General features: G+C 37.2%; 11 protein-coding genes. 6 read left to right on the plus strand and 5 right to left on the minus strand.

What is annotated here, in order from left to right:
- Positions 1 to 296: 296 nt before the first annotated feature.
- Positions 297 to 2,579 (plus strand): glycosyltransferase family 4 protein, encoded by a 2,283-nt coding sequence (locus tag N824_RS19465; RefSeq protein WP_048906826.1) that lies wholly within the window; start codon positions 297 to 299, stop codon positions 2,577 to 2,579.
- A 3-nt stretch (positions 2,580 to 2,582) separates the two neighbouring features.
- Entirely contained in the window at positions 2,583 to 3,584 is a 1,002-nt protein-coding gene (locus N824_RS19470; protein ID WP_048906827.1) for a glycosyltransferase family 4 protein, read from the plus strand.
- Positions 3,585 to 3,594: 10 nt separating this feature from the next.
- Here the strand turns inward: N824_RS19470 and N824_RS19475 are convergent, their stop codons facing one another.
- Positions 3,595 to 5,058, minus strand: coding sequence for a glycoside hydrolase family 130 protein (locus tag N824_RS19475; RefSeq protein WP_048906828.1), 1,464 nt, complete (start codon positions 5,056 to 5,058; stop codon positions 3,595 to 3,597).
- 385 nt (positions 5,059 to 5,443) lie between these two features.
- Between N824_RS19475 and N824_RS19480 the strand changes: the two genes are divergently transcribed.
- Entirely contained in the window at positions 5,444 to 6,052 is a 609-nt protein-coding gene (locus N824_RS19480) for an outer membrane beta-barrel protein (RefSeq protein WP_048906829.1), read from the plus strand.
- 118 nt (positions 6,053 to 6,170) lie between these two features.
- The gene (locus N824_RS19485; protein WP_048906830.1) at positions 6,171 to 7,277 is read left to right on the plus strand and encodes a C1 family peptidase; all 1,107 of its coding nucleotides are present in this window, start codon (positions 6,171 to 6,173) and stop codon (positions 7,275 to 7,277) included.
- A gap of 47 nt (positions 7,278 to 7,324) precedes the next feature.
- Here the strand turns inward: N824_RS19485 and N824_RS19490 are convergent, their stop codons facing one another.
- Entirely contained in the window at positions 7,325 to 9,829 is a 2,505-nt protein-coding gene (locus N824_RS19490) for a DPP IV N-terminal domain-containing protein (protein WP_052334222.1), read from the minus strand.
- 132 nt (positions 9,830 to 9,961) lie between these two features.
- Between N824_RS19490 and N824_RS19495 the strand changes: the two genes are divergently transcribed.
- Together N824_RS19495 and N824_RS19500 are read left to right on the plus strand one after the other, a co-directional pair.
- Positions 9,962 to 10,846, plus strand: coding sequence for a polysaccharide deacetylase family protein (locus tag N824_RS19495; protein WP_048906831.1), 885 nt, complete (start codon positions 9,962 to 9,964; stop codon positions 10,844 to 10,846).
- Complete coding sequence (locus N824_RS19500; protein WP_048906832.1) at positions 10,846 to 11,691, plus strand: polysaccharide deacetylase family protein; 846 nt, start codon at positions 10,846 to 10,848, stop codon at positions 11,689 to 11,691. The genes N824_RS19495 and N824_RS19500 overlap by 1 nt, the downstream gene beginning before the upstream one ends.
- A gap of 1 nt (position 11,692) precedes the next feature.
- Here the strand turns inward: N824_RS19500 and N824_RS19505 are convergent, their stop codons facing one another.
- From N824_RS19505 to N824_RS19515, 3 genes are all read right to left on the minus strand, one after another.
- Positions 11,693 to 12,145 (minus strand): 3-oxoacyl-ACP synthase, encoded by a 453-nt coding sequence (locus N824_RS19505; protein WP_048906833.1) that lies wholly within the window; start codon positions 12,143 to 12,145, stop codon positions 11,693 to 11,695.
- Positions 12,146 to 12,148: 3 nt separating this feature from the next.
- Positions 12,149 to 12,727, minus strand: a complete 579-nt coding sequence (locus N824_RS19510) for a nitroreductase (protein WP_048906834.1) — start codon at positions 12,725 to 12,727, stop codon at positions 12,149 to 12,151.
- Positions 12,728 to 12,836: 109 nt separating this feature from the next.
- On the minus strand, positions 12,837 to 13,412 hold the full coding sequence (locus tag N824_RS19515) for a hypothetical protein (protein WP_048906835.1): 576 nt from the start codon (positions 13,410 to 13,412) through the stop codon (positions 12,837 to 12,839).
- Positions 13,413 to 13,419 lie beyond the last annotated feature (7 nt).

The raw sequence follows: 13,419 nt of genomic DNA on the forward strand, positions 1-13,419 counted from the left end.
TAGGCCATAAAATTTGTCCGGTTATAAAGTTAACCGGACAACAGTGAAATAAATTCAGKMTKANGMTYRMTWWAGYWGARYGYTTWTWAAAAAAAGAGAGTGAGATTATTGTTTTAATCTCACTCTCTTTCTTTTATAAGCACTCAACTTTATTACTTTTCTTAAAAATGCTAAACAATTCATTTATTCCCCATAAATTTTGTTTAACATTTTCGTTATTTTCATAAATAAAATAAAAAAACAACAGAACATTCCTCTCTAACTATTGTTATACAAGCAACAACTCTTGTGTAATTATGAAAATTGCTTATATATCTTCCTATCCACCCCGTGAATGTGGCATTGCTACTTTCAACAACAATCTACTTAAAGCGATCGGTTCCAATAAAAAAACAGTATCGGAAGACAGCTTTGTGGTAGCGATGAATGATTCAGATTCTTTAGATGAATATGAATACCCTAAAGACGTTAAATATGTAATAAGACAAGAAAACCAGAAAGATTATATCCGTGCCGCTGATTACATAAACACCAGTATTGCTGACGTTTGTATTTTAGAGCATGAATATGGCATTTACGGGGGGGAAAGTGGAGTTTATATTCTGCCACTCATCGCAAGGCTTCAAAAACCGCTTATCACTATTTTCCACACCATATTAAAAGACCCTAATTATATGCAGCTTACTGTTTTGCGCGAGATCGCAAAACACTCTTCCAGAATTATAGTAATGAGCCATAGAGCTGTAGGCTTTTTAACCAGCATTTACGGAATTCCTTTTGATAAAATTCAATTAATTGAGCATGGTGTTCCTGATTTGGAACCTAAAGATGTTAATCCTGTAAAAAATACCCTGGCATTTAAAAACAAAAAGGTTCTATTCACTTTCGGCTTGATCAGCAGAAATAAAGGTTTGGAAACGGTTATTGAAGCATTACCAAAAATAGTAGCTAAAAATCCGGATGTGATGTATGTTATTTTAGGAACAACCCATCCTGGCGTGATACGTAACTCTGGAGAAGAATATCGTGATGGGCTAAAAAAACTCGCGAGAAAGCTTAATGTTGAAGACAACCTTACCTTCATTAACAAATTTGTATCAGAAGAAGAGCTGTTCGACTATCTAACGGCCTGTGACATGTATATTACGCCCTATTTAAATGAAGCACAAATTACCAGCGGAACACTTTCATATGCTGTTGGAGCAGGTACAGCTGTACTATCAACTCCTTACTGGCATGCACAGGAATTACTTGCTGATCACCGTGGAAGATTGTTCGACTTTAAAGATACCGATGGCCTTGCAGAAATTGTAAATGAATTATTTGAAAGTGATGAAAAACTCAATCAGTTAAGGGCTAACGCATATGAATACGGCTTACACCTACGCTGGCCTACAACGGGGGAAGTTTTTGTTGATGTGCTCACAGAAGCCATTTCTAAATTTCTTTCAGACAAAGAAACTGGCAACAAACCTATTATAGATCCAGACATGATGCCTGCTTTTAGCTTGGCACACGTACAACGTTTAACGGATGATACTGGAATTGTGCAGCATGCCAAATATGGAATACCAAATCTTAAAGAAGGGTATTGTTTAGATGACAACTCCAGGGCTTTGATTTTAACCATCCTGGCCTATCAGCAAAACAAGAGTAAGGCTGCTTTAGATTTATTGCCTATTTATTTGAGCTACATTCAATACATGCAATGCGATGATGGAAACTTCAGAAATTTTTTAAGTTTTAAAAGGGAATACCTGGATGAAGTTGGTACAGAAGATTCGTTTGGACGAACAATTTGGTCCTTAGGATATTTAATTAACAATGCACCTAACAATTCCTACCGTGAATTTGCGAAAGAATTATTCCTGAAATCTATTCCTCATTTTAAAAATCTGACGCATTTAAGAGGAATTGCCAACACGATGATTGGCTTAACTCATTTTATAAATGCCCATCCTTATGATGAGCACATTAAAAGTCAGTTAGATCAGCTTGCGGAACCTTTGAAAGCTGCCTACCGTGCGAATAAGGAAGGTCATTGGAATTGGTTTGAGAGCAAATTAACCTACGACAATGCCATACTTCCACTTGCCTTGATGTATCATTACGAGATCAGCAAAGATCCTGAATCAAGGGAAATTGCTTTTGAAAGCTTGGAATATCTGACCCAAAAAACGCTGATAAAAGGTTATTTAAATCCGGTTGGGAACGATGGCTGGCTTTATAAGGATGGCGGAGAAATGGCCATATATGATCAGCAGGCCATCGAAACTATGGGGATGGTAATGGTATATTTTAAAGCTTACGAGATTACCCGAGACTTAACCTATATTAAACAGATGTACTTAAGTTACCAGTGGTTTTTGGGAGAAAACTCCTTACACATTCCATTGTATGACTATGAAACCAAGGGTTGCGCAGATGGTTTGCAAACTTATGGTGTAAATAGGAATCAGGGTGCTGAAAGTACATTGGCTTATTGGATTTCACATCTCATTGTACTTAAAGCATTGGAATCGGAATACGAGTTTATTCAAAGCAGCGACCTTACTGCGGCTCAAAAACAAACTTTTTAAGTTATGAGGATAGCGGTTCTGGCACCCGTAGCCTGGAGGACTCCGCCCAGGCACTACGGGCCATGGGAACAAATGGCATCTAATTTAACAGAAGGATTGGTAAAATCCGGCATAGAAGTAACCTTGTTTGCTACTGCCGACTCAATTACTGCCGCTAAGTTAGATGCTGTAATTAACGAAGGATATGAGGAAGATAAAACCTTAGATGCTAAGGTTACCGAGTGCCTGCATATCAGCAACCTTATGGAAAAGGCCGATCAGTTTGACCTTATTCATAATCATTTTGATTTTTTGCCCCTTACCTATTCGGGGCTCATAAAAACACCTTTAATTACTACTATTCATGGCTTCTCTTCGGAGAAGATCTTGTCTGTATATAAAAAGTATAATGCTTCGGGTCATTATGTTTCTATAAGCAACGCCAACAGGCATGTTTCTTTAAAATACCTGGCTACCGTATACAATGGCATTCAAACTGATAATTTTGATTTCAATGCCAATCCAGAGGACTACTTATTATTTTTCGGGCGAATACATCCCGACAAAGGGCTCTCCGAAGCTATACAAATTGCAATAAAGACAAAGCGCAGGTTAATTATTGCAGGCATTATACAAGACCAGAATTATTACAAAGAAAAGATTGAACCTTTTTTAAGCGACAATATTAAATTCATTGGCTCTGCCGGTCCGGAAAAAAGAAATAATTTGTTACGAAAAGCATATGCACTTCTGCATCCAATTAGCTTTGAAGAACCTTTTGGCCTGAGTGTTGCAGAGGCTATGCTTTGTGGAACGCCAGTTATTGCTTTTCGTAGAGGAGCAATGCCTGAATTGATAAAAGATCGGGAGACAGGTTTCCTGGTAAAAAATATTGATGAAGCAATTGAAGCTGTTTCAGAATTATCCATCATTGATCGCACAAAATGCCATAACTGGGCCATTGAAAACTTTTCTCAGGAAAAGATGGTGGCCGATTACATCAGCCTTTACCATCAGATTTTATAACACTCTACTATTATTTAGAGCCCTTAAGTTTGTTTAGTAAAATATCTATTTTGACGCCCGCAAATGAAGAACAATAGTCGGACAAACCATAAGGAATGATCAGCTCTCCATTATGGATGATAGAACCGCACGAATAAAGTACATTGGGCACATAGCCTTCGCGCTCGTCATTATTAGGAATTACCAACGGTTCTTTCAGCCTTCCAATTTCTATAGATGGATCGTCTAAATCGAAAAGACTTGCCCCTAAGCAATACCTGCGCATCGGGCCAACACCATGTGTAATGACTAACCAGCCTGCTTCAGTCTCAATTGGGGAGCCGCAATTCCCTATCTGTATAAATTCCCAGGAGAATTTAGGCTCCTGAAGTTTAACGGGGTTATCCCAAACGGTAAGTCTGTCAGAATACATTAAATAGTTATTGAAACCATCAATACGCGACATCATGGCATATTTACCATTGATCTTTCTAGGAAACAAGGCAAGGTTTTTATTCTGTGCGCCTATTCCGTGCAACGGACTGATTTTAAAATCGTAAAAATCTGTAGTTTGCAGCAGCTTAGGCATAATCATAGCTCCATCAAATGCAGTGTATGTTGCGTAATATATTACTGTGCCATCATCCTTAACAAAGCGAACAAACCTTGCATCTTCTATGCCTTTACGTTCAAATTCAGAAATCGGGAAAATTACACGATCAGAAATATCAGTATCTCTTGAAAAACTAATTTCATGATAGGTATCAGACAACCAAAGCACCTTATCATATTCCAGTTTTTTTAAGTCGGTTTCCTGCAGACTTTTAGAATCCAGAATAATTCTGCGCAGTGTAGCATAATCAAACTTATCCTCTAGTTTTAAACCTACCTCATCCAACACTTCAAGATCTATCTTGGAATCGGCTGCTTTTTTAAGAAAAAGCTTTTTATTATAGATGGCATTTTTTACCACTTCTGCCTCATCAATATAGTTTCCTGCCGGGATCACAGTTACGTCGTGATTGCGATCAATCAGTGCTCTTCTAAATACCACAGAGGAAATATGTCCCTCCCCTACAGCCCTAAAACTAATAATCACCCTTTTTTCACCTTCTACCAAATCAGACTGATCAGGATCTTCAACTACTGATGGATTAAAAAAAGCAGCAGACTCTATAGAATATTCATGAGTAAAATAAGAACCAATGAGTAGCTTGTGGTATTTATCAAGTTCCTCGTAATCGAAGCCAGCGCTCTCGATACAGTCTTTTACCTTTTTACAATGCCTGTTTAGAATTTTGGTAATGCTTCTATGTCTCTTAGAATACTCCTGAAGCAAGGGTGATATAATATCAAAAACTTCAGTTTCTGTAAGCTCCATTACCTTTTTGATAACTTCTATTGCTCGTTCATCACCATTAAAAAAGAATCGTGCAATTACACGTTTTGGATCCGGGTATACTTTTATAGGCTTTCGTTCTATTAATAATCTCATAGTGTTATAACACTTTAGTAGGTACAATGATTTTATGAATATAATTTTTTTTAACGAAAGCGCCATTATGGTTTGGCACATTTAAAAAAAACTGATGTAAATTCTGCCAGAATGCCCTTATAATTACTGACAATTATACAATAATAGTCAAATTGACTATATATTTACATGTTAATTAAATGACAATTAATAGTTAATTGTCACCCTAAAATAATATTGAAATCTACCATTAATTTTATTTCACTATCAATTAGTGAGTTACAAAAAAATACGATTCCAGCAAAATAAGGCAGATTATATTTGGCACAGCTGTTGACTATAGAACGTAAATGGTCAGAGTATAAAAACTAACGAATGACCAGATTATAAATTAAAAAATAAGAAAATGAAAAAATTATTATTATCATTAGTTGCAGTTTCTGCATTAGCATTTACTACTCAAGCACAAACTGAAAAAGGAAAAATTATTGTTGGTGGTAACGTAGCATTTGACACAAAGAAATCTGATGCAGATGGTGCTAAATCAAATACAAGTTTTGCGATTGTGCCAAGCGTAGGTTACTTTGTGAGCGATAACATTGCAGTTGGTACTGGCGTTGGTTATAGCTACGATAAACAAGTTAGTGAGTTCGAAAAACAAGCTTTTGTAGTTAGTCCTTTTGGTCGTTATTATGCTAACTTATCTGAGTCATTCAAATTCTTCGGTCAGTTATCTGTACCAATGGAATTCGGAACTGCTAAAGCTGTAGATGCGGCTGGTAAAGTAGGCGAAAAAGTTGGTTCTACTACCGAAATTGGTGTTGCATTATCTCCAGGTTTTGCTTTCTTCCCTACTAAAAAAATCGGTATTGAGTTTGCGGTTAATGGATTAAGCTACAACAACTACCGTGTAGAGAACGGTGATGGCGATAAAGTAAAAGGTGCTGGTTCTGATTCATTCAGCTTTGGAGCTAACTTTTTCCAACCAAAATTAGGTATCCAATTCCACTTTTAATAGACTTTACATTTGGTTAGATAAAGAGCCCTTCGCATTAGCGAGGGCTTTTTTTATGATTTCTTTTTTATTAAAAACTCATAATGGTTTCCTATTTTTGGAAAACTAGCTTAACAAAATGAAAAAAACTATATTATTTGCAATCGGGTTCGGATTTGTTTTATCCGCACACGCACAGAATAGTGCATTAAAACCCTTAAAAGAAAATGCGGCAACTTCGGTTAAAAACCAAGGTCAGTCTGGCACGTGCTGGAATTACTCTACAACCTCCCTGATTGAATCTGAAGGGCTACGCAAAGGTTTAGGAGAACTGAATCTATCAGAAATGTTTACTGCACGCAACGTTTACATAGAAAAAGCTAAGAATTATATTCTTCGTCAGGGAAAGGCACAGTTTGGCGAGGGTGGCCTTGGCCACGATCTAGTAAATTCTATATCTCTTTATGGTGCAATGCCTCAGGAAGCTTTCCAGGGTGTTAGCGGCGAAATCCCTGATCACACCGGATTGGAAACTGCATTAAAAACATACCTTGACGGCGTACTTAAAAAACGCCCCCTGGATACTGACTGGCTAAAAGGTTATGAACAAATCCTTGATCAGAAAGTTGGAGTTCCGGCAGCTAATTTTGATTACAAAGGAAAGAGTTATACCGCAAAAACCTTTGCTAAAGAAGTATTAAAATTTGATGCTAACGATTATGTAAACATCACTTCTTTTACTCATCATCCTTTTTACAGCCAGTTTATTCTGGAAGCACCAGACAATTTCGCAAACGGATCGTTCTACAACCTTCCATTGGCTGAAATGGTAAGTATGACAACTACCGCAGTAAAAAATGGATATACCATTATGTGGGATGCCGATGTGAGCAGCAGAAACTTTCAACAGAAAAAAGGATATGCTATGTTATTCGCTGATACAGCGGATGCGAAACAAGCTGATTTAAACCCTGATATGAAAGAGATAGCATATACACCGGAACTGCGTCAGCAATTATACGAGAACTTAACCACTCAGGATGATCACCTGATGCATTTAATTGGTCTTGAGCAATCAGCAAACGGGAAACTGTTCTTTAAGGTAAAAAACTCATGGGGAGATGTTGGGCCTTTTAAAGGTTACATAGAGGTATCTGAACCTTATTTTGCGATTAATACAGTAAGTCTTGTAATACCTAAAGCCGCCCTTACAAAGGAATTAAAAAACAAATTAGGCTTAAAATAAGGTTAATTTATAAAATAAAAGGGGCTGAAAATTCAGCCCCTTTTATTTTATTTTTTCTGCTCTACTTCTCTATCTATCTCCAGTACATTTACCTGGTCAGATTGAGAAAAGTCGCCAATCAAATATTTATTAAAGTGATCAGCAAGCTTCCAGAAAGCATACTCTGTTAAATCACCAAATGCGTGGCGTTGTCCCGGTACGATAACAAATTCAAATCTTTTGCCGGCTTTCATTAAGGCATTAGCTACTCTAATGGTATTTGCCGGATGCACATTATTATCAACATCGCCTGTCATCAACATTAAATGACCTTTCAGGTTTTTAGCAAGGTCAGGATTTTTATCAATGCTATATTTAAATGTGGTATCGCCTTTAGCTGAAACAATTTCTTTTACACCATGATGCTTTTCACTCCACCATCTGTTATAAATACTGTTGTCGTGGTTTCCTGCATTTGATACCGCAGCTTTAAAGAAGTCAGGATAAACAAGCATTGCGGCTGTAGACATAAAACCACCACCTGAGTGACCGGTAATGCCAACTTTAGTTGCATCTATATACGAGTACCTATCTGCCAGTTGTTCTACAGCAGCCTTTTTGTCAGCCAAACCATAGTCGCGTAAGTTTCCATAACCATAAGTATGATACCATTTAGATCTTGCAGGGTTTCCTCCTCTATTGCCTACAGTAATTACCACATAACCAAACTGAGCCAAGCGATCAGTTCTATCCATGCTTTTACTAAAGGACTTGTTTACAGCCTCGGTTTGAGGACCGGGATATACATATTCTATGATCGGATACTTTTTGCTCGGGTCAAAATCAAAAGGTTTATACATTACCCCGTAAATATCTGTAACACCATCATCAGCCTTTACTTTAAAAGGTTCCGGAAACTTATAACCGGTAGCCATCAATAAAGAAAGATCAGCCGTTTCAAGATCCATCACCTTTTTACCGGTATTATCCATCAATACTGATTTAGGAACCGTATTAACTTTAGAGAAGTTATTTATAAAAAACTTGTTTTCATCGTTCATATTTACTGCATGATCAAAATCTCCCGGATTTAGAAGCTTCATTCCAGATCCATCAAAATTAATGCGGTATAAATGCAGGTAGTAAGGATCTTCTTTAGCCTCTCGGCCATTTGCTGTAAAATACAAAACCCTGTTTTTTTCGTCGATGTTCACTATGCCTTCGCAATGGAAAGCACCTTTTGTAATTTGGTTCTTTAACTTGCCATTACCATCAAACAGATAAAAATGTGCCCACCCGTCTCTTTCAGACCAATGGATAATTTCTTTTCCGTCGTTTACCAAACCCGGACGGTTGATTTCAACATAAGTGTTAAAACGTTCATCAATTACCGGAGTTACTACATCTGTATTGATATCGACAGTACATACATCAACTCGTTTTAAATCTCTGCTGGTACGCGAAAGATAAATTTTGCTGTCATTACCCAGCCATATGGAAGGTCTGAACTCATTATCACGATCTTTGTTTAAAGGAGGTGCTTCCCAAACAGACACGCTCTGATCTTTAAAAGCCGCGATATTTAGCTTCTTAAAGGTTTTGCTGGCAAAATTGAATAAAAGAAGTTCATCAATTGGTGCATCAGGCTCTCCTGGCATTTGGTACTTATAGGTTTCTAGTGTAGGCCGGCCTGCAGCAATATTATTTACCACCCAAAGGTCTTTTACTTTACGGGAATCTGTTCTGTCGAGCACAAAATATTTTGCATTTGGCGACCATAACACGTAAGCTCTGCGTCTCTTCTTATTGTTTTTCTCCTGTTCTTCGTTATTTTCGCCATCTCCATCACTACCATAAGAGTAAAACTTAACCCCATCCTTTGTTAGCTGATGCTCTACAATGGTGCTATCCTCTTCATTCTTTACTGCCTTTTTATAGTTTTCCTTATCCATCCAGTACAAGTTGTAATTTCTACTGAAGATAATTACCGAGGAATCAGGCGCTACCGAGCCCCAGGATGGTTTTGCTTTCGGTTTTGTATAATTTGGCACCTCGCTAAGCTTTGCATTTGCAATATCATAATTAAAGTAGAATACCTTTTTCTGCATAGAATCTGCATCTTTCTTATCCTTACGGTCTTTTTTTAATTCATCAATACTACTTTTTATTTCAAAACTGATTTGTTTCTCATCACTTGAAAACTTAAGATTCTCTAAAGGCAGGTGCTCGGCATCAAAAGGATCACGAATAACTGTAGTAATTTCCGCAGCGAGCTTTGCATTATCAAAAATCTTCTTTTTGCTTTTAGCTGCCGGATCAACAAGATACCAAAGCTTACCGTTTGGTGTTTCGTACTCATACCAAAAACGATTGCTTAATTTCAACCAGTGCGGATCAACAGCTGTTGAATAAATGATTTTTTTAAGTTTGTTGGGCGAAAACCTGGAGGCAAGCTGATAATTTGCCTTCGGTGCCTGAGTTGTGGTTTCTGTTATTGTAAAAGTTTTGGTTTGCGAAACCGCACTAAAACCTGCACTAATAAGCAATAAAAATACAATGTAAAGTTTCTTCATTTGAATTGTTAATTAAAACGGCTAAATTATTGATTAATACTAAAGAAGGATGAATCTTTATTTGTAATAAATGTGATAGTTAATGCAATAAAATAGCGGTTGATTTCATAGTTTTGCCACAAATAATCATAAATGAAACAGCATCTTCTACCTTTATTAGCTGCAGCGGCAATTTTTACGGCCAGTTGCCAGTCTAAATCACAAACTAACACCGATAACACAGATGTTAAAGATACTTTAACACAAACCTCATCAAAGGAAGAAGTACAGGCCGCTAAAATTGATGTAAGCAAAATTAAAGTTGCTGATGCTAAAACCATACTTGCCCGCAAACAGGTACCTGTTTTATGCTACCACCAGGTTCGTAATTGGAAGCCAACAGATGGCAAGGTAGGTAAAGACTACATTGTTGAAATACAAAACTTTAAAGATCAGGTTAAAATGCTTGCCGATAGTGGTTATCACTCTATATTACCTGATCAGTTATATGCCTATTTAAATACGGGCGCTCCATTACCGAGCAAACCGATCATGTTTACTTTTGATGATACTGACATGGATCAGTTTACAATTGCTGCTCCAACACTAAAAAAATACGGTTTTAAAGCAGTCTACTTTATCATGACAGTATCTATTGGCCGTAAGGGTAAGTTTGTTGATTATATGACTAAAGAGCAGATAAAACAACTTTCTGATGATGGCAATATAATTGGCAGTCACACTTATGATCATAAGAATTTCAAGAAATATCAAGGAAAAGATTGGGAAGAACAACTAGATAAGCCTACCAAAAAACTGGAAGAGATTACCGGCAAAAAGATGACAGAATTTGCTTATCCTTTTGGCTTATGGAATGCTGAAGGATTCCCCGAACTAAAAAAACGTGGATTTAGGATGGCATTTTCTCTTGCTGATAAACGCGATCAGAATTATCCATTGTACACGGTAAGAAGAATTATTGCGAGTGGTTACTGGAGTCCTAAAACACTACATAACAGCATAGTAAAAAGTTTCTAATGAAAATACTTTTAAGTCTGGGTGCTGGCTTAATGATATTAGCTTCAGCATGCACAAATGCCAGTCAAAGTCAAACTAGTTCCGCTTCAGGTAATCCTGATAAAGACACAGTCCAAACTAGTAATGCACCTAAAAAGGAAGCTACCGCGGCCGAGATTTTAAGCAAAAAGGAAGTCCCTGTTCTTTGTTATCATCAAATTAGAGATTGGAAAGCAAGTGATTCGAAACGGGCACATGACGACATTATCCCTCCTGCAAATTTTAAACAGCATATTAAAATGCTTGCAGATAGTGGGTACCATACCATTATGCCAGACCAGCTTTATGATTATCTGAATTATGGAGCTAAACTTCCTGAAAAACCAATCATCATTAGCTTTGACGATACGGATTTGGATCAGTTTACTGTTGCAGCACCCGAGTTAAAAAAATATGGTTTTAAGGGCGTATTTTTTATCATGACGGTATCTATAGGAAGACCGAGATACATGAGTAAAGCACAAATAAAGGCCCTTGCAGATGAGGGCCATGTTATTGCAAGCCACACCTGGAATCATAAAAATTTCACTGAATTTACTGATGAAGATTGGGAAGTACAAATAGATAAACCGACCAAAACATTAGAAACAATTACAGGCAAAAAGGTTGAATATTTTGCCTATCCTTATGGATTATGGAAACCACAAACCTTACATAAATTGAAAGAGCACGGGTTTAAAGCGGCATTCATCCTATCAACAAAGAGAGATGAGATTAATCCGCTTTTTACCATCCGACGTATTATTGACCCAGGAACTTATACGGCTAAGAACCTTTATCATAGTATAAATAAAAGTTTTAAATAATTTAAGCTACGGCCTCAACAACAAATTTCTTATCGTTAAAGCTAAACGCATCCCCTTTTTTCTTATCCAAAAGCAATTTGCCTATTGGAGATGAGGGGGAAATGGCAAAAATAGCCTTACCGTCAAGAGTTAGCTGACCTGCACTAACACTAATGTAAAAGCTCCCATTGTTGGTATATACTAAACTGCCATGTCTTACGATTTCGGACTCGGGATTTATCTCGATACTTTTTAGCAATCTTAAATTATCCTGAGCGTCTATTAGAAGACGCTTGTTTCTATCAATATCCTGCTGCATCATTTCTCTGCTGGTTTCATACTTATCTCCCGCACTGCTTTTAGTATCATCATTACTAGCTTCGCGCGCCTGTTGCAATGCAACTTCGGCAGTCTGAATTCTTTGCTCTATAAAGTTTAAACAAAGTCGATATAGTGTTTCTTTAATATCCTGCATAAATTATGATTCTATCCATTTAATCTTTTCTTCAATAGGAGTTCGCATTGCGTCCCGGGGTTCTTCGTTATGGTATCCCATATAAAAAAGCCCAAAACATTTTTCATGTTCCCCTAAGTTAAGATAATCCTTCAGATCTGCAATCATTCCTGGTGAACTCCAGTAGGCGCCCACATTTAAGGCCTCGGCAGTAAGTGCCATGTTCTGCACTGCACAGGCAAGGGCTGCAAGTTCCTCCCATTCGGGCACCTTGTCTGAATGCAATTCGGCATTTAATGTAATTATGCAGCTGGCTTGTTCTGCCTTTTCCAAAATGCTATCGTATTTTTTTTGCAAAAACTGATGAACTGGTGTAGTTTCCTTATACAAGCGGGCAAGCTCTTTACCAAGCTTAATTTTCCCCTCGTTTCTGAAAACGATGAAGCGCCAGGGTTGTGTTAGTTTATGTGTAGGTGCATAATTTGCGCTTTCCAAAATTTGCTGTATAACCTTAACCGGCACCTCCTGATTAGTATAACTAACCGGAAAAATGCTTCGTCTACGTTTAATAATCCTGCTTAAAATTTCTATTTCTTGTTCCATTCCTATATCTCTTCCAAATGTTATGTTAATTTTTTAATTATAGCACGTAAATGGCAAAAATAGAACTTATGCGCAATGGAAATGTTTGTGCCGTGTAATAGTTTTAGCATTAAACTTTCTTCTGAATCTTCTTTAATTGCCTTCTAATTTGCTTGGCTCTGCCAAAAAAGGCAACACTTTCGATATCAACCAGATAATCTATGGTTTCAAGCAACTCGTCTTTAATCCAATCGTAACGGGGTGACAGATTTGCCAGGGTTTGCATACAGTGCACTTTGGTAGCTACAAGAACCTCTGTATCAACAAGCCAGGTAAACAAAATATCAATAACAGGCTCAAAGTCAGTTGTTGCAGCTTTATCTTTATATACATTATGAGCCTTTCTATCAGTTAGCAAAGCAATAATCTTAGCGTAATGCCTCATCGCCGAAGGGTTCTTCTGTTTGGCCAATAATGATATAAGCTCTGGCATATAACCAACAAACAGATCAGGCTTATGTGTCATCAAATACTCTAACATCCAGGCAGCCCTAAAAGCGACTTCTTTTTTCTTATGAAAACTAATATCCAGCAGGTCAGCTATTTTTAGATCATTACTTTCAATAATGCCGGTTAAATTAGACACCATCTGAAACTCCATTGATGTACTAAGTCTTGTTATTAACTCTTCTTTATTCACATTCATTACTTTA

This window comes from Pedobacter sp. V48 (genome assembly GCF_000523515.1).
Taxonomy (GTDB): Bacteria; Bacteroidota; Bacteroidia; order Sphingobacteriales; family Sphingobacteriaceae; genus Pedobacter.